The 18,533-nt window shown below is 52.1% G+C and carries 14 protein-coding genes and 1 tRNA gene; 6 read left to right on the forward strand and 9 right to left on the reverse strand.

Annotation, left to right across the window (positions count from 1 at the left end; genetic code table 11):
* Positions 1–9: 9 nt before the first annotated feature.
* The gene (locus BUB22_RS09780) at positions 10–1,281 is read left to right on the forward strand and encodes a M16 family metallopeptidase (RefSeq protein WP_073114968.1); all 1,272 of its coding nucleotides are present in this window, start codon (positions 10–12) and stop codon (positions 1,279–1,281) included.
* A 351-nt stretch (positions 1,282–1,632) separates the two neighbouring features.
* Positions 1,633–1,836, forward strand: a complete 204-nt coding sequence (locus tag BUB22_RS16400; protein ID WP_139258936.1) for a hypothetical protein — start codon at positions 1,633–1,635, stop codon at positions 1,834–1,836.
* A 493-nt stretch (positions 1,837–2,329) separates the two neighbouring features.
* On the opposite strand, the gene rplT is transcribed toward BUB22_RS16400, so the two are convergent.
* Genes rplT through infC form a run of 3 tightly spaced genes read right to left on the reverse strand, consistent with a single transcriptional unit; the run spans position 2,330 to position 3,527 of the window.
* The gene (gene rplT, locus BUB22_RS09790) at positions 2,330–2,680 is read right to left on the reverse strand and encodes a 50S ribosomal protein L20 (protein WP_072812868.1); all 351 of its coding nucleotides are present in this window, start codon (positions 2,678–2,680) and stop codon (positions 2,330–2,332) included.
* Between the two features lie 11 nt (positions 2,681–2,691).
* The gene (rpmI, locus tag BUB22_RS09795) at positions 2,692–2,889 is read right to left on the reverse strand and encodes a 50S ribosomal protein L35 (protein ID WP_072812865.1); all 198 of its coding nucleotides are present in this window, start codon (positions 2,887–2,889) and stop codon (positions 2,692–2,694) included.
* A gap of 20 nt (positions 2,890–2,909) precedes the next feature.
* Entirely contained in the window at positions 2,910–3,527 is a 618-nt protein-coding gene (gene infC, locus BUB22_RS09800; RefSeq protein WP_254794707.1) for a translation initiation factor IF-3, read from the reverse strand.
* A gap of 121 nt (positions 3,528–3,648) precedes the next feature.
* Between infC and BUB22_RS09805 the strand changes: the two genes are divergently transcribed.
* Positions 3,649–3,720 (forward strand) — tRNA-Gly (locus tag BUB22_RS09805).
* Between the two features lie 494 nt (positions 3,721–4,214).
* On the opposite strand, the gene BUB22_RS16405 is transcribed toward BUB22_RS09805, so the two are convergent.
* Together BUB22_RS16405 and BUB22_RS09810 are read right to left on the reverse strand one after the other, a co-directional pair.
* Positions 4,215–4,337 carry an LEPR-XLL domain-containing protein gene (locus tag BUB22_RS16405; RefSeq protein ID WP_139258938.1) on the reverse strand — a complete coding sequence of 41 codons (123 nt, stop codon included), beginning with the start codon at positions 4,335–4,337 and terminating at the stop codon, positions 4,215–4,217.
* Positions 4,338–4,453: 116 nt separating this feature from the next.
* Entirely contained in the window at positions 4,454–5,539 is a 1,086-nt protein-coding gene (locus BUB22_RS09810; protein ID WP_083535490.1) for an FISUMP domain-containing protein, read from the reverse strand.
* Positions 5,540–5,614: 75 nt separating this feature from the next.
* On the opposite strand from BUB22_RS09810, the gene BUB22_RS09815 reads away from it, so the two are divergent.
* Together BUB22_RS09815 and BUB22_RS09820 are read left to right on the forward strand one after the other, a co-directional pair.
* Positions 5,615–6,775, forward strand: a complete 1,161-nt coding sequence (locus BUB22_RS09815; protein WP_073114992.1) for a class I SAM-dependent RNA methyltransferase — start codon at positions 5,615–5,617, stop codon at positions 6,773–6,775.
* 2 nt (positions 6,776–6,777) lie between these two features.
* On the forward strand, positions 6,778–7,956 hold the full coding sequence (locus BUB22_RS09820) for an MFS transporter (protein WP_254794708.1): 1,179 nt from the start codon (positions 6,778–6,780) through the stop codon (positions 7,954–7,956).
* A gap of 15 nt (positions 7,957–7,971) precedes the next feature.
* On the opposite strand, the gene BUB22_RS09825 is transcribed toward BUB22_RS09820, so the two are convergent.
* Genes BUB22_RS09825 through BUB22_RS09835 form a run of 3 tightly spaced genes read right to left on the reverse strand, consistent with a single transcriptional unit; the run spans position 7,972 to position 15,032 of the window.
* A complete protein-coding gene (locus BUB22_RS09825) occupies positions 7,972–11,463 on the reverse strand; it encodes a hypothetical protein (RefSeq protein ID WP_073114971.1) in 3,492 nt (1,163 codons plus the stop codon).
* A 12-nt stretch (positions 11,464–11,475) separates the two neighbouring features.
* Entirely contained in the window at positions 11,476–13,275 is a 1,800-nt protein-coding gene (locus BUB22_RS09830; RefSeq protein WP_073114972.1) for an FISUMP domain-containing protein, read from the reverse strand.
* Entirely contained in the window at positions 13,275–15,032 is a 1,758-nt protein-coding gene (locus BUB22_RS09835; protein WP_083535492.1) for an FISUMP domain-containing protein, read from the reverse strand. The genes BUB22_RS09830 and BUB22_RS09835 overlap by 1 nt, the downstream gene beginning before the upstream one ends.
* Positions 15,033–15,116: 84 nt before the next feature.
* Here BUB22_RS09835 and BUB22_RS09840 point away from each other — a divergent pair, with 84 nt between their 5' ends.
* Positions 15,117–15,767 carry an NUDIX hydrolase gene (locus BUB22_RS09840; RefSeq protein ID WP_073114974.1) on the forward strand — a complete coding sequence of 217 codons (651 nt, stop codon included), beginning with the start codon at positions 15,117–15,119 and terminating at the stop codon, positions 15,765–15,767.
* Between the two features lie 100 nt (positions 15,768–15,867).
* Here BUB22_RS09840 and BUB22_RS09845 read toward each other — a convergent pair whose 3' ends face one another.
* Complete coding sequence (locus BUB22_RS09845; RefSeq protein WP_073114975.1) at positions 15,868–18,342, reverse strand: InlB B-repeat-containing protein; 2,475 nt, start codon at positions 18,340–18,342, stop codon at positions 15,868–15,870.
* Positions 18,343–18,533: the final 191 nt, after the last annotated feature.

Below are 18,533 nucleotides of genomic sequence, written 5' to 3' on the forward strand. Positions count from 1 at the left end.
TCTCGCAAAATGAAACAGGCAGTTAAGAAAACAGTTCTCGATAACGGCATCACCATTCTGACCGACTACATGCCGCACGCTTACTCGGTTGCGGTTGGTGTTTGGGTGCCGCGCGGATCGCGACACGAAGCAAAAGACGAATACGGGCTGAGCCACTTTTACGAACATCTGGTATTCAAGGGAACCGAAAAGCGAAGCGCCCTCGAAATTGCGCACGCCATCGAGGACAAGGGCGGAAACCTGGAGGCCTACACCACAAGGCAAGAGACCGGGTTCTACGCACAGATTGAACGCAGCCACCTTCCGCTCGCCGTCGACGTGATTGCCGACATGCTCATGCACCCGCGCATGGACAAGAAGGAGATGGAGAAGGAACGCCGCGTCATCATCGAGGAAATCCACAGCTACGACGATATTCCCGAAGAAATCGTGGGCGATGTGTTCAATGCAATCCACTTCAAGGGTTGCGGCATCGCGCATTCCATCACGGGCACCGTCAAGCAGGTGAAGGCGCTCACGCACAGGCAGATGCTCAAGTATAGGGAGCAGGTCATAAGCGAGATTCCGCTCCTAATTTGCGCTTCGGGCAAGGTGGACCACGAGGAACTCGTGCAACTTTGTGCGGAAAAGTTCGCGCAGAAGAAATGCTCCGGCGTGTTGCCCGCGGATGTCTACCGGGCACACAACAGCGTGAAGGTCGTGCAGAAGCAGGACATCGCGCAGTCGAACCTCTTCTGGGGCTTGAGCTTTGACCGCAACCTGATGGACGAGCGCGGGCGTTGCGCCCTCTCGCTTTTCAACGTCGCGATGGGTGCGGGCATGGCAAGCCGCCTGTTCCAGAAGATTCGCGAAGACAAGGGACTCGCCTACTCCGTGTATTCTACCGCGGATATTTACTGCGACTGCACCGACTGGGGCGTATCGCTTGCAACCGAGCCGCACCAGCTCAAGACTGCCCTCGAACTTTCGCTGAACGAGACCCGCAACTTCTTGAAGCGCGGGTTCAGCAAGGGCGAATTCGAACGCACCAAGACGAACATTCTGGGAGGCATGTACCTCGGTGCCGACAGCCCGGAGAAGCGCGTCGTCCGCATGGCGGAACAGATGCTGCACCTCGGGGAATTCCACACGATGGAACACTCCGAGAAAATCATCAAGTCCATGACCGAAGATGAAGTCGTCGTTACGGTGAACCGCCTGTTCGGTGCCGCAAAGTTCTCCGCCGCGGTCATCGAGCCCGCCGGCCGCAAGAAGACCGAACTGGACGTCAATTTTTTCTAGACGCACCTACGTCATCCTGAACGCGGAGCGTGAAGGATCCAGACCCGACCATTGCGCATTCAATTCTGCGCGGGCAAATCTGCGTGAGCAGACCAAATGGGTTGTTCGGCGGCTTTTGGTCTGCTGAAAATTACTTTGCACGTAACAAAACAGGAGGATTTGAAAGGCTCGAGCAGACCAAATGGGCTGCTCGGTTGCTTTTGGTCTGCTGAAAATCACTTTGCACGCAACAAAACAGGAGGATTTGAAAGGCTCGAGCAGACCAAACGGGTTGTTCAGCGGCTTTTGGTCTGCTGAAAATTACTTTGCACGTAACAAAACAGGAGGATTTGCAAGGCTCGAGCAGACCAAATGGGTTGTTCAGCGGCTTTTGGTCTGCTGAAAATTACTTTGCACGTAACAAAACAGGAGAATTTGCAAGGCTCGAGCAGACCAAACGGGTTGTTCGGCGGCATTTGGTCTGCTGAAAATTACTTTGCACACAACAAAACAGGAGGATTTGCAAGACTCAAGCAGACCAACTGGGCTATTTTCCTGCATTTGATCTGCTTTTAAACGAAAATGCTCCTGAATCAAGGCGCTCCGCGCATAAAAAAACGCCCGTTGCCCATGGCCTTGCCGACCGGCGCGCATTCAATCAAAAAGCGCCCCGCCCTGTTACAGGCGGAGCGCAATTTCTCGCGTTTTCGCTAAGTCAGCTAATTAAGCAGCCTTCACGACTTCGACGACCTTGGCGAATGCTTCCGGATCGGCGACGGCGGGGACGAGACCGTTCGGCTCTATATTGGGCAAGGCATCTCCGGCATCGCCTCACTCTCGCCTCCGCGGCTTGTCAATACAAGCCGTTCTGGCTCACGGACACGACCGTTCGGCTCCATATTGGGCAAGGCATCTCCGGCATCGCCTCACTCTCGCCTACATCGCCAGCTTACGCCTGGCGATTCCGGCTCACTCATGGCCTTGCCGACCGGCGCGCATTCAAGCAAAAAAGCGCCCCGCCCTGTTACAGGCGGAGCGCAATTTCTCGAGTTTTCGCTAAGTCAGCTAATTAAGCAGCCTTCACGACTTCGACGACCTTGGCAAATGCTTCCGGATCGGCGACGGCCATATCGGCGAGAACCTTGCGGTTCATCTGGATGTTGGCCTTGGAAAGCTTGTAAATGAACTGGCTGTAGCTGATGCCGTGTTCACGGACGGCGGCATTGAGGCGGACGATCCACAGGGAGCGGAACGTGCCCTTCTTGTCGCGGCGGTGAGCGTAGGCATACTGACCGGCGTGAGCAACTGCGTCGATGGCAAGGCGAAGGTTCGACTTGCGACGGCCGTAGAAGCCCTTGGCGGCCTTGAGGATTTTTTTGCGGCGTTCGCGGGAAGGAACTCTGGTTTTAGCGCGTGGCATTCTTACTCTCCTTATGCTACTACAAGCAGACGCTTGACGTGATAGGTATCGACCTTCTTGACGAGTGCACCCTTACGAAGGTTGCGCTTACGCTTAGTGGTCATCTTGGCTTGAATGTGGCGCATACCAGCGCGCTTGAACTTGACGTGGCCGGAACCCGTCACGCGGAAGCGCTTCTTAGCACCGCTGTGTGTTTTCATTTTAGGCATTTGTACCTCGTAGGTTAATGTTAAGCCTCACCTGCTGCCTTTGGCTCGGTTGCGGGCTTCGGTGCCTGGTCCTGCTTTTTGGCAGAACCCGCACCACGTTTAGGACCGTAGATAGAAAGCATTGTGTTGCCTTCCACCCTGGAGTCCATTTCCAAATCGCCGAATGGTGCCAGGTCTTCCTTGGCGCGTTCCATCAGGCGCTTGCCGTAGTCCATGTGCGCCATCTCGCGCCCACGGAACTGCATGATAAGCTTCACCTTCATACCATCCTGCAAGAACTCGGCCGCCTGCTTGATCCTGTACTGGTAGTCGTTCTCGGCAGTCTTCGGGTGCATCTTGATTTCTTTCAGCTTCACCACGTGCTGCTTGGCCTTAGCGGCCTTGGCCTTCTTGACCTGCTCGAACTTGTACTTGCCGTAGTTGATGATGCGGCATACGGGCGGTTTTGCATTCGGAGACACTTCCACCAGGTCCAGTCCGGCGTCCTTTGCCATCTGCAATGCCTTGCTCGTCTCGATGATGATGGCCTCGCCATCTTCCTTCACAAGACGAATCGGGGAGATATGGATATCTTCGTTGGTACGGGTCCCATCGCTGGGACGGTTGGGCATGCGGCGATCGCGCGGATTAGGGAACAAGTATACTCCTTGGGTATGATTGTTAATGTGGGCGAAAATTTAGCAAGTTTTATGTAAATTTCAAATATCTTTCGACAAAACCCTTTAAAAAATGCCCGATTTTTGTATAATTGGGCTTGTTGCGGCGGTAGCTCAATGGTAGAGCCTTAGCCTTCCAAGCTAATGGTTGCCGGTTCGATCCCGGTCCGCCGCTCTAGGACCCCTCGTTCGAGGGGTCTTTTTTTGTTTTTTTTCATCTTGGTGGGGGAAGCCTCCCCCTGGCTTCCATCGCCAGTCCCAGTGACAAAGGTCCCTGAGCCTGCCGAAGGGCCGCCACCCCCTCGCCTAGGTGGCTCTGCCCCCTAAAACCCCCGATCATGAGTCATCCTGAGCGGAACGCAGTGGAGTCGAAGGATCCAGACCCGAATGTCATCCCCGCGCAGGCGGGGATCTTTTCAAGCAGGTCCAGACCTGCTTTTCGTTAAAGAGTTTGCTTCGAGGTCGGATTTACACACTCACACATTCACTTCGTTCGAGTGTTCGCTTTGTAAATCCCCCCTCTCCGCAAAGAAACACGAGAGTGGCTCTGGGAAAAGACTGTTTATCGCGGGAACGTTTCGAAGCGGGTACTGCGAAAGCCTCGTGACTAGTTAGTCCCATCGGCCTTCACGAACCGCGGGTACAGAATTAAACTGCAAGGAGATGTTTCTAGGCATCCATCATCAAGCGAGGCTCGAGAGATTCGATCTTGTAATTGTTGCGGGTGGACTTTTTAGCCTTGAAAGCAGACTTATTGGTGTTCTTGTTGTTGGACTTGACGTTCTTGGACATGATTTTCGCCTTTTTAGTTAAAACTTTTTTGTGTGGAATTTGAAAAAAATTCCATTTGGGATATACAAAGTACAGCGCACTTCCAGGTGCGCTGTACTTTGTGTCAAAATTTGTGATTATTCAACCTTCACGCAACGGACGGAGAAGCCATATGTTTTTAAATCCCCATCATCTGGTTGCGGAGCTCGCTCATTTGAGCCAGATACATAGCCACCCATTGCGTATACAGTCACATCGTAACTATGCTCTTGCGGGTAAAACCAGAAAGCAACCTTTTTAAGGGATTTAAACACACCTCCCTCAGGGTCCCTTAATCCAGCGCCAACTAGGGAGAACCCACTGTAGTTCGTTCCGCTGAAACCGTATGTGGAACGCATTCCCTTGACACCATCATCATTCCATTCAGCATTTATGACAATGACATAGTCGTTAAAATTAAACAGCCTCCAGCCATCAGGGCAGATTCCTTGGTGATTTTCCTGAATAAGTTCAGCGCAACTCTCGGTATTGCAGCGGCTCGGCAACTGCATTGCCTCCGCCCACTGGTAAAGTCCACCGAACTGATCGCAGTTGGTAGTATCGTTGTTATAGCAATAGCGCTCTATATTGTTATCGTCACTTTGGTTCTGATTGCCAGGCACATCGATACCGATATTCAGGTTCTCAGCCATTACTGTCACAGAAGCTACTTTATGCACGGTATCTGTACCAGTTATCGTTATGTAGTAATAACTGCGGCCATTACGCGGATCCCTGAATGTCTTATACCCATCTTCATCAAATTTTTGGTATCCAAGTGTCTTCGAATGGTCAAACGGCACATACTCGCTGCTGCTCGACACCGACGAGGAACTCGATTTCGCACTGCTGCTCGATTTTGCAGAACTGCTAGACTTCGCCGAACTGCTGCTCGACAGATCCTCGCCCCCTTCGGCTGAGCTCAGGGCAGGCTCCGCCGAGGATGACGAACGCGCGGAGCTGCTCGAAGCGACGCTGGACCCTTCGACAGGCTCAGGGACCTTAGAACTGCTGCTGGACACACTTGTCTCGCTACTGCTCGACTGCGGTGTGACGCTCTCACTGCTCGACGAGGTGGGTTCATCGTCACGCGGGGCAAAACTGCTCTCGTCGTCGCAAGCGGAAAGCGCCAACAGGGCTACGGCAGAAAGAGCCAAGAGTTTCGCGTGTAAATTGAAAATCATGATTGTCCTCCTTTCGTCTAAATATAAATAATTTCTAAATTTGCCTCTGTAAAAACGGCCGACATGGAGGCAATTATGTTTTTCGAACAAGCCATCGCACACCAGATTCCGGGCTACACCAAGGAGGCTGACTCACTCCACGGCGAATCGCTCGCCATGCTTGACTACAAGGACGAACTGAAGGTCAAGAACGACGCTATCCAGGAATTCTGGGACGTGAACCGCCTTGCCGGCAACCCACAGAAGGTTATCGCGAGCCCCATGCCCCGCGGGTACCGCACCACGAGCAAGCGCCGTGTGTACATGCAACCGGGCAACCTGCAGTTCGACCGCCAGGAATCCATGCTCGAACCCGAAGAGCACAACAAGATTTACGACTTCCTGTTCGAGAAACTGATTACGCCCGCGTACAAGCCGCTCGCCTACGCGCTCAACTGGATTATCATCCGCGGCACGTACCAGTACCGCGTGGTGATTTTCAACATCAAGAAGATTGACGCGAGCATCGTACGTAAACTCAAGTTGATTTCGGACGCACTGAAGGAATCGCCGCTCCACGTGACCGCGGCGCACGCCTACGTGGACACGACCGAATCGGACTACTACCTGGAATCGAAGCGCCCCACCGAAGGCCTGAACTTCAAGCAGCTCTACGGCCCGCGCGAACTCAGCCTGAATCTCGGGCACTTCAGCCTGCGCTACCCCGTCACGGGATTCAGCCAGATTAACGAGAGCCAGATTCACAACCTCATCAAGGCGGCGAGCCGCATGCTCAGCCTCGGCAAGGAAGACCACTTCCTGGACCTGTACTGCGGTTACGGCCTGTTCAGCTTTGCGCTCGGCGAAGCCGCCAAGGACGTGCTGGGCGTGGAATGGGAAGGCCCGTCCATCGACTGCGCGAAGGCTTCCGCAAAGCACCTGAAGAAAAACTACCGCTTTATCGCGGGCAAAATCGACGAAATGTTCGTGCAGACGCGCCTCCCGAAGCCGGTATTGAACGAGCCCGAAAAAATCCTGCTCGACCCGCCCCGCAAGGGCTGCGAACCCAGCGTGATTCATGCGCTCGCGATGAGGAAACCCATCCGCGTGTGCCACATTTTCTGCGGCACCGACGAGATTCCCGCATCGCTCAAGGAATGGGAACGTTACGGCTACCGCGTGCGCGAAGTGCAGCCGCTCGATTTGTTCCCCGGCACCCCGCACCTCGAAACCATCGTGATGCTCGAGAGGAAATAAGCGTGGAGGAAAAAAAGCCTGCACTCTGGACACGCAACTTCGTGACGGTCGCCGCCGCGAACTTCTTGCTGTTCTTCAGCTTTTACCAGCTGTTGCCGATTCTGCCGCTCTACATTATCGAGAAGTTCCAGACCGACAACGCAACCGCAGGGTTCATCATCTCGCTCTACACCATCGGGGCACTCGCCTGCAGGCCCTTCGCGGGTTTCCTCGTGGATACGCTTTCCCGCAAGCCGCTGTACTTCTGGACGTTCTTCGCGTTTACCGCATGCTTCTTGGGCTACAAGACGGTGGCCTTCCTGCCGATACTTGCCGCAGTGCGCTTTGCCCACGGCCTCTTCTTCGGGATTTCGAGTACCGCGAGCAACACGGTGGCCATCGACGCGCTCCCCGCAAGCCGCCGCGGGGAAGGCATCGGTTATTTCGGGATTAGCGTGAATCTCGCGTTCGCGACCGGCCCGATGACGGGTATGTTCCTGTACGAGGCCTTCGGGGACACCATCGTGTTTATCATCTCGATTGCGCTGTGCATCATCGGGCTCGTTCTCGTGCAGACCCTGAACGTTCCCCGCAAGGAGAAAAAGGCTCATGCGCCGCTTTCGCTCGACAGGTTCTTCCTCACCCGCGCCATCCCGCAATTCGTGAATTTCATCTTCGTGGGGTTCGCCTACGGGCCCGTCACGAACTACATCGCGCTCTACGCGAAGGAACTGGGCATCGGAGGTTCCGGCTGGTTCTATGCGCTCATCGCGGCAGGGCTCATCTTGAACCGCGTTATGACCGGGCGCCTGATTGACCGCGGCTACCTGATTCACCTGGTGGGCACCGGCATGACGCTCAACATCGTCGCCTACTTCCTGCTCGCCTTTAGCCACTCGCCCGTCACCTTCTTCGCATCGGCATTCCTGATTGGCACGAGCCTCGGGCTAATTTTCCCGGGCTACCAGACGATGTGCGTGAACCTCGCCCGCCACGACCAGCGCGGCACCGCGAACAGCACGTACCTCAGCGGCTGGGACATCGGTATCGGAGCGGGCATTTTGGCGGGTGGCTCGATGGCGGGGCATTTCGGCATGCACCAGCAGGTATTTTTCACCTGCGCCGTGGCACTTGTAATCGCCGACATATTATATTTCACGTGGACCGCAAGGCACTACCTGAAGAACAAGCTGGAAGGCTAGCCGTCCCGTCTTTTCCTAACGGACCGCAATCTTCGACGTTCTTCTGCCGTAGCGAACGATGTAAATTCCCGGTTTTTCCATCGGAATCGAAAGCGCGTTTGCCTGAGCCATGCCCGACCAAACCTTGGCACCACGGACATCAAACACTGCAACCTTCTTGCCAAGCAATTCGCCCTGCAGCACGATATCCCGATTCAAGACCGCAACGGTAAAGTTGAGTTTGCCGCTCTTTTGCACTTCAGGTTTCACCGCCGTGGCTGTATCTTCCGGGAGTACCGGCAGGGGGACTTCCTTCCCCGACAAAATCGGGAAACCGTCGTTCGAGCCAAGAGAATCGTACGCAAAGGCTTCACCGAGTCTTTCGGCAAAATCCCTGGATTTCATTTCCTTTTCCGAGAGTCCCGTTGAATCTTTCTCGTTCCTTTTCAAATGATAGATGTTGTCATTCGTGCATTCGGCACATACATTGGATGCCAGGGAATCCGTAGTATAAAGGTTTTGCTGCACCAAAAGCGGGCTTAATCTTACAAAGCCATAAAACGCATATTTACCACTTGAAGATTTTTTAGCCAGTTTTCCGCGATGGTAGCTATTCAGGACGTAGGATCTTTCTTTGAGACTCAATTCTCCGATTAGCCCTCCTATGTCATATTCACCATCAATGGTACCGGTATTAAAGCACCTGTCAAGAAGTATGGACGATTCCGCAGAACCGACAATTCCCCCACCACGCGATCCGCCATAGATATTCGAGTGGTCGTTCCAACAATTGACAATCTTTACGTCAGCCGCATCCGCCACAATCGCTGCGGCGTAGCGTCCCCTGATATTGGCATTCTTGATTCCCAGATTTTTGATTGTCGCTCCCGACGCATTGGCTATAAACGCAGCCTTTGATTCAGTGATCGATCCCGAAGGATCCAAATTCACAAGCAAATTGGAAATAACATGGCCATCTCCGTCAAAGACTCCCTTAAACGAGTCCCTTCTCCAACCACTTATCGGTGTCCATGTTTCCGAGGAATCAAAAACAATATCCTGCGTCAGCCTATAGTTTTTATCCGTGTAGAAAGCATACCGGTTTGAATCAAGAGACAATCGAGAGAGCATCACCAAATCTTCCTTCCCCTTGATAAGGAAGGGCTTTTCAGCAGTGCCCTCGCCGTCAAACTCGTACGAAATAACGGGATAGCCGTCATTGACATGTTTTTCGTCGGCGGCAAAAGTCCGGTTCATATCCTTGACGACATCCTTGTCGATGAATTCTTCGTGCGTAAAGCTTGCCGTATCCATTATTCCTGCCCCACTAGCGATTTTACCCGCAAAGGGGAACCCGTCTTTTTGATGATAGGCATACTGGATTGCGGTTCTCCCCGAATCCAACTTTCCATAATACCTTTCGATTTCTGCAAAAACAGCTCCGACAACTTCAGGGTAATCCGTCACAATTCGCCCCGCATTATAGACTCCGTAAGCAAGCTCGACAGAGCCAGCGACGCCACCGACAACACCCTCACCTACAACTTCCCCGCGGTTAAAGGAATTCGAAATCACCGTCGCGAGGCCCGATATTCCACCTACATGCCCATCCGCAAATACACTCCCGTAATTGTCGGCGTTCATGATGACGCCACCCTTTCCGGTAATTCCGCCAGCATTTAACGTCGTCCGGATAGTCCCCCTGTTGACGACATTGCAAATAATCGGTTTATCGCCGGCGTAACGGGTACGCCCCATAATCCCACCCGCCATTCCAGTCGAAAGCTCAGCAGACACATCGGCCTCGTTCACGACATTAATAATGGACCCATACCACATGAAGGCAATGACTCCTCCGGCGTTCCCGACTCGGTCCATGGCGGCAATGCTACCCGAAACTTTAATGTTTGATGCATACAGCGGCCCGGAACACAAGACACCGGCAGCCATAGTCCCGCCCCTGATATCAACATCCTCAAGAACAAGGTTGTCCACATATGCAGGTTGATCGGTCGCATCTAAAAACGCAGCGCAACCATTCTCCGAATAGGAGCGCAACTTGGAAATCTTGTGACCGCCACCATCATAATGGATTTCTTGTACCGGAATCGGTTTCCAATTTTCTTGCGCGTTCCATTCAATGTCTGCAGTCTGCTTATAATACTCTTTATCCTTATAGCGAATGGCCCCTGAATGCTTGTTAAAGAGCAAAAGGTCGTCAAAAGACGATATCAGGAACGGGTCATTTTTTGTACCGCTGCCCTTAAGATACTTGAAATCCCGAGATTCCGAAAGTAAAATGGGATACCCGCCATTTATCTTGACATCGCCGGTATCGGGCAGGTAGTTCGGCCCCAAGGAATCCGCATACTTGTCAATCTCACTCATCTTTGTCTTTTCTTCAAGCAAGGTCCCTTGATAATATGTTTCAGCAAAATTGAAGCAGCGGATAATCGTATCTTTCCGGTCGGAACTATACGGAGAGAAGTTGTAGAGGGAAGCTGTCGGGTAACCCTCCCCACTGACTCTCCCGGCATTGTAGGACTCTTCCAGATCAAATAGATAATGCGCCTGTCCACCGCCATAATTACCTATCAAGCCTCCCACATAGCTCTCACCAATGATTTCGCCCATGTTCCTAAGCAAACTGATATTGTATTTCGCATTTATGTCGCCATCCCTCCCGATACCAAACGAACCGGCGAGCCCTCCCACATATTTGTTCCCCGAGACAGTTCCGTAGTTCCTCAATTTGGTAAAATAGACACTCGATTCGGGCACATCAACAGAAAAGCCCCCAACAATGCCGCCTACCGTCTGCCCTCCGTAGACGGAACCGTAGTTGTCGCATTCAGATACTCCGCCACCATCTCCATAAAAAATCGATCCATAGCCAAAGATTCCTCCAACATGGCCACGCCCCTTTACGGATCCCTTAAAAATGCATTGATTGACGCTTACCGCATCGGAAGCGTACCCCGGATACCCAACAACGCCTCCAACATAATTGTTTCCTTCGACTATCGCATCAACAAAAATTTTGTGTACTGACGAAGCCATAGCCCCTGCAGCGGAACCAACAAAGTTTCGTCCCTTGATAAAGGAATTGACAATATTCAGGTTGTAAACACCACCATCCAAGTAACCGAACAGGCCTTGGAAATCGTCTTCGGAATTCACATAAAGACCACTGATGGTATGGCCATTTCCATTCAAACTAAGCTTTGCGGGCCTCGTAGTATCGCCTACGGAAGTCCATTTATACTTAGGCGGATTCTTGCCCCAAGTCGAGGCATCGCCTTCGTTAATGACAATATCGGTCATCAAGGTAAAATAATAGTTCGACTTCGTCGAGTCCGTGGCATATTTCACCATCAAGGCAAATTCTTCGGGCGTCGTAATTTGAACGATGTTTCCACTCTGCTTAAAGAATGTTTTTGCGGGCTTGACCGGCCAAGGAACAGGCTCCGCAAGAACGTGCCCGACATAGAAAAATAAAGCGCAAATGATTAAAGCAAACTTGTTCATACGTTCCCTCCCCTATTCTCCATCCTGAACACATCTGACAAAGCAGCCAGATCGCTTGGCCAAGTTACTCACGAATGTTCTACCCAAAAAGAAATTCGCCGTATATGCACGCCTGTAATCAAGTTGTGAAGCGCTGCAAAATTCTGCATGGGCCGTTTGGATATAAAAAGACCATTTCTTTGCCGTGGAACTAGTCCCACCAAAGTCCAAAGGCAAGCCAGAAAATCCCGTCGTATTGAGAGGGCCTTCGGCAACGGAACCCCAATTCAGAATCCAACCCACATCTGAAGCAAGCGATGCCGCGCTATTGCCGTTCAAAAGGGCCTTCCATTCGCTGGTATCGGGAACATGCCACCCGCTAGGGCAAATTCCCCTGTGCGGATGGTTTATCAAGGTATCCGGGACAGTAGTATCGGCGTAAACCGTATCGAGATCCATCAGAGCCGACCAGGAATAGTTTCTGCCCCCAATACCGCAGTCATCGCCATCCTTGACATAGCAACGGCTCTGGATATACATGCTTCGCGATCCGTCGTAATAGTTCAAGTTTTCCGCCATCCACTTTTTGCCGTCGATGACAACTGTCTTATATTTTTTCCCATCGCGGTCGTCTGTCAAAACGCCATATTCATAATTCTTGTTGAAAACATCTTCCTTATCATAATCGAAAAGCGAATCCTGCACCCAAGCACTATTCTCGCAGCGGAACCTGAATCCAAGCATTTCATAGATGTCGCCCTCGTTTGCCTTCAGGCAGGGGTGAAGCTGGCACATCTCGATATAGGATGCGCGACGCCATGCCCCACCATCATACACGTAATAAATTGCCTTCGGCGTTCCGCTCACAAGGCACGCCGCCGGCAGATTGGGCCTAGACCACACGGTATCCTTAGAAAAACGCGCAATAGCAAAAGAGCCTTCGCCTAGGGATTCGAGGCCAACCGTATCGGCAACGGAATCGGGAACGACAAACCAATGGCCTTCGCTACACCGATAATAGCCATTTTTAGAGAACCCGATGGACGTATCCCGCACGAATTTCCCTTCCTTTTCGCCGGTACACTTTTCAAGTACCGAATCGCGGGCATCCTTGATGACACTTGTAATTTCGTGATCCAGCAATGCCGAATCCCAAATATCAGCCGAGTTGCCATCACCTCTTTCGCCAAGGAACCATTTGTAACTTTCTACCCATTCGCCTTCATTGCAAGTAAAGGAGCCCCGTTCTTTACGATTGTAGAATTCTGCACCTTCCCAATCTGCATTGCATTCAGGAAAATACGTCAGCGTATCTCTAATCTCAACAAGATTTTGCTCGAGCCAAACATTTTTTGAGGTACATTTCATGTTGCGATTCAAGGCTTCGACATAAATAACCTTGAAACGGTACGAAGAATCACAATCGGGCAAATCTGCATACGACAAAACAGAATCCGCCACCGTACCTGCGCTGCTCGACGAATTGCTTTTTGTACTGGAACTCGACCGTGTACTTGAACTTGACTTCTTGCTGGAACTGGAAACGCCTTCAAAACCGTCCTCTTCATCCGAACTAGACGATTCATCCGCCTTCTGCCAGTCCTCGTAGTCTTCCCATTCGTCGCCATCGCAAATCATCGCAGCATTTTCTTCGGACAAATAAACGACTATTCCCTTCCTGTCTTGATTGCATTCATATTTTTTCAGGTCAGATTCATTCTTTGCATACGAGCCATCCGCCTCGTACAATTCGGCAAAAGATTCATCGTCGCTACAGCCGAGACACAGGACGGCAAACAGGAAGGCCGTTACAGATTTCACCACCAACTTCATTAGTCCTCCCCGCTTTCAATTTTCTTGATGCAGCGCAAGTGACAATAAAAATCCTTCTCCGCATAGCCCGACGTAAGCGCCGAACGTTTATCGTCGGAATAGGTGTACGCCAACGCATAGTAGGCCTGAGTATTACTTAAACTCGATGTTGTGCAGAATTTTGCCCTTCGATGGACCCAGTCATCCGTCCCGTACTCCCCACTAGGCAAGAGTGTCAGACCAGACTCATTATAGCTATCACGATACGTAACTGAAGTTCCATCGGCCACATACCCCCAAATATCTTTTGCCAGCGCCTTTGTAAAGCCAAATTTAAAAGAGGCGCTCCAATTTGAAAGGGACGGGATTCTCCAGCCTTCGGGGCATAGTCCCTGATGGCTCAATGTGTCCGTAATCTTTTTCGACATATACGTCGAATCCACCTGCATCGCTTCGAGCCAGCTGTAAAAACGTCCCGTGATTTCGCAATTCTTGGGGTTGTCGCCATAACACTTGCCCACTTCCGAATCATCGCCTGCATAGTTCAGGTTTTCTGCCATCCACACTAATCCGCCCGCTTTTACGGTCTTGTATTCCTTTCCGTCGCGGTCATCAGTCATGGTTCCATACGCAATACTTTCGTTAAAATAATTTTCGCGAGGGCGTTCATAGATGGTCATGTATTCCCACTGATTTTTCCCACGGCAAATAAACGGATAGCCTTTAAAATCCAGTGTTGCGCCAACATTCTTCTTCGAGCAGGCCTTCTTGAAACAGACTTCCGTAGAATCAGCGACTCTCCACCCGTCATCATAAATATAAAGAAGGTGCGTCGCATTCATCAGGGTTGCATCGCAATATTCCGACATGTTCTTCTTCGGTGCATTCAGGCGCCCCTCCTTAAAGGCACCTTGTGTGCCCGCCCCGAAGCCCAGCGTGTCGGCAACCTTTTTCGAGACGCCCGACCAGACGCCCTTCTTGCAATAATACAGGTGGTCGTAAGAAACACGGATTGTTCTTGCCGTGTCCTGCACAATGGCACCGTCGTTTTCGTTGTCACACTTGCCGAGAACCTTCTCCGCATTTACAATGGACGAATCATTGCGGACATAATAATAGGCGCTACTGCTGCTGTATTGCATTAGCGAATCGGGAATTTCAAAATAGTTGTCGAGGTCCGACTTGCCGTCTTTGTCAACCGGATCCAAAGTCCACGGAACAAATGGAGAAGCATCATTTGGCGGAGTATATTCAACCCATTTTTCATCGGTACATTTCATGTAACCGTTCAGCGATGCTATAAAGACGTAGCGCCCTTCATGGGAACTGTTGCATTCCTGCAAGTACTCGAGGGAAGGCATAGTGTCGTCTGCAGCAACATAGAGATTCAAAGTTGTAGTGGAAGCAGCGCTCACCTGTGCAGAACTTGAACTTGTAGTGCCCGACTTTTTTTCCGAGCTAGAAGGACCCGCATTACTCTTACCGGAACTGCTACTTTCTCCAGAACTCGAATTCTTGTCTCGGGAACCGCTCGGCTTGCCCTCGATAGGTTCAAACATCATCCAGAACCCGTCCTGACAAGTGAGATAGGCATCTTCACGCGACACGTAGACGGAATCGCCCTGTTGTTCTTCTCCACAGGCACCAAGATCCTCGGCAGATTTCGCCACAGGATAGTTTGAACCCGGACCAACACCGGAAGAATCGTCGCTACAGCCGACAAACAGGGAAAGAATAAGGAAAGCGCCCCATTTGCATGCCATTTTATATTTCGACATCTTTCACATCCTCCTTAACTCATAAATAGAAAATTCACAGGAAAGTCAACGGACTTCCCGTCAAACATTTGTAAATTTTGCACTATGAAACCCTGGAAACTGCTCAAGACGGAATACCTGGTAGACGCCCCCTGGCTCAAGGTCGCGAAGGAAACCTGCGAACTCCCGAACGGCAAGGTCATCGACGACTTCTACACGCTATGGCAACCCGACTGGGTGCTGATTCTCGCACGTACCGCAGGAGGCAAGTGGGTCATGACAGAACAGTATCGCCACGGCACCGGAAAAATCGCGCTTGAATTCCCCGCAGGCATCATCGACAAGGGCGAAACGCCGGAACAGGCCGCGCTCCGCGAACTGCAGGAAGAATGCGGGTATCGCATAGATCCTCGCCTACGCGAGGATGACAAAGGCAAAGCATCGAAGGCAAGTCGAACAGGTCTAGATTCTTCGACTACCCCTATCGCGCCATGCGCTCCAGGGTCCGCTCAGAATGACACAGTCAGGTTCATCGGGACATTCCCCGTGAATCCGGACAGGCACCGCGGCGTATTTCACGTGGTATTCATTGACGGGGTCGTAAAATCCGGCGAAACGCATTTCGACAGCACCGAGGACATCGAGTCTCTCGAGCTTTCCGACGAAGAACTGCAAAAGAAAATGGCGGACGGCACGTTCAACCATCCGCTACAGATTGCAGGTTACTTTAAATTAAAACTTAGCAAGAACTTCTAATAGATCCTCGCCTACGCGAGGATGACGACGGGGCTCGCGAGGATGACGACGGGGCTTGCGAGGATGACGACGGGGCTTGCGAGGATGACAAAAGCAGGTATTACCGCACTAGCACGCGCTGTGCGTCGCTACCCACGCGAACCAGGTACATTCCCGGCACAAACGTTCCCATGCTGAACGTGCCCGCACTTGCTGAAGCTTTCGCCACGATATGCCCGCGCATATCGTACACGACTACGCCGGAGCCGGCACGTACACCCGAAATTTCGAGCGAACGCGCGTGCGCCACCACACTGAAGCGGGCAACACTCGAACCCGCGACAGTGGGAATGGCATCCGGGTCCACCCGCCAGTGCGGGTAAAGCACCACGTCGGCATCGGCCACATAGTCCACGCCCAGCCTGTACACGCCCTTGCCTCCATCTTCGGTAGACCAGCCATCCTGCAGGTAGCCCTCGCGCGTGAACACGGCATCTTTCAGCTTCACCGTATCGCCGAACACCTTGACCTGCGGCTCGACAATCTCCAGAGCGAATTCGCCACCCATGTAGGTAACCGTGAACGTCTTCACTTCCCACTTGGCGTACAGCTTCACCTTGCCTGTAGAGCCCTCGGTAATCTGGGTCGCAGCATTCACGAAGTCGGCATCGTAGTACCAGCCGTCAAAATTGTAACCCTTCTTGGTAGGCGGGCGCAACTTGATGGTCGGAGTCTCAACATTATACGAAACCGGGTTCACCTCGTTGTTCGCGCCCGAGCCCATAAGGTACACGATATCATATTCCTGCAGTTTCCACTTGGCATACACCACGACGTTTTCTTCAATCACCTTGCTGGTATCGAATTCCGTACCTTCCGCGAACGAGGAATCGGTAAACCAGCCCACAAACTTGTAGCCGGCAGCCTTCGGGGCTTCGGGCAGTACCACCTTCTCGCCATCCTGCACGTAGGCGACGTTCACTCCGAACCCGCGAGCATCGAACGTTACCGTCCAGGTCGGAGCCTCGGTCCACACTGCATACAACGTTGTATCGCCCTTTACCTCTCCGAGCGATGCCAGAGACGCTTCTGCATCGGCCGCAAACGCCCAGCCTTTGAAGTAGTACTTCACATCATCTGCCGTATAGCTTTCCGGCAGGCCGATACCATCCACACTGATTGCCTCGCCTTCCGCGACCAGCTTGGACATCGACTTCACGGCACCCTCGCCCGGGAATGCGCTCCCGTTTGCATCGAAGGTCACCTTGAACATTTTCTTCCACACGGCATAAACAGTCTTCGCCTTGTCGGCAACACCCAGCACGCTATCCGGCTTCGTGGCGTCGCTTGTAAGCGCCCAGCCCGCAAATACGGTATCGCCGCGGGTCGGCGGAATAATTTCTGTGGCCGTAATCTTGTCGCCGACCTTCAAAAGCTTGCTCGTCTTGTCGCCATCACGGAACACGCCGCCATTAGCATCGAACTTGACTTCGAACATGAGCGCACCGCTCTCGTTACGCGACACGCCGTTCACCACCAGGTGCACCTCGCCCACGGACCAGACTCCGTCCTCGCTGCAGGCGCCATCTTTGAGTTCGCCACCATTCAACGCGCACGTCACCTTACCGACATTCAGTTCTTCTTCACCCAACGTCGTGCCATCCACCTCGAGCGAATCCGTCTTTTTGCCAACGCCTTCCGAAGCGACATCCTTGTCAAAGTAAGCGGCACCGACATTCAAGACGCCGTACTCGAAATTACCGACAATACCGCCCAACTTGCCGTCTCCACTATTGACAAGGGCGGTTCCATCGTATGCGCAGGATTCAACAGCCACCTTATCATTTTCATTTTTACCCCTAATGAACCCGGCAATGCCGCCGATATAGGTTTGGTTTCCGCTGGCATAAATAGAAACCGAGCTCAGGCTGTTCTTGATTGTCCCGTTCCAGGCATTGCCGACAATGCCGCCGACACCATTACCGTTTCCGCTCGTAAGGATCTTGCCCGAAACGGTGCAGCCCTCAATAGTGCCGCCTTTCTGCCAGGCGACAACGCCGCCGACAGAAACCGGCTGCTGGGCACCGAGAATTTCGCCGGCACTCGCCGATGCGGTAATATAGAGGTTATTGAAATTGAGGTTCTTGACCACGCCACCCGACATGACCGCAATAAACGCAGCATTCTGGGCGTTGCAATTCGCAACCGACGCGTCACAGAAAGGATTCTTGATTTCGGCAATCTTGCCCGCATCGATATAGAGGTTCGATATGGTAAAGCCGTCACCGTCAATAGTTCCGGCAAACTGGTTGCGCCCCATGCCCGCGGAAATCGGCATAAAGAGCTTGCCTCCCATATCCAGCGACCTCGTGAGTTTCGCGTTCAACGTAGCCGTTCCACCCGCGCGGTAAATTGAATCGGTAAACCACGCTAGGTTCGCCTCACTTGCGATAAGGTAAAAGTCCTTGCCGTCAATCTTCTGGATTTCCGGTTTTTCCATGGACTTGCCGTCCCACGCAGCAAACGACTGGCCGACACCCGCCAAAAACAGGAGCGATACAAACAAAATAAAATGGGATTGGACTGCAGTTTTCATCGTAATTCCCTTTTTTTGCCTAAAATAATTAAAAAAAAGACCTTTTGACCGGGCTCAAGAGAGCACTACAAAAAAAATATGCACTATATCACAAGTGCATATCGGTTCGGTTTTGTAAAAAGGCCGTTTTTCGCGTTCAAATGACAATTTTGAACATTTTGTCGCACAGAATAGAGCATTCCAAGTTGGAT

This window comes from Fibrobacter sp. UWCM (genome assembly GCF_900129735.1).
In the GTDB taxonomy this organism is placed as follows: Bacteria; Fibrobacterota; Fibrobacteria; order Fibrobacterales; family Fibrobacteraceae; genus Fibrobacter.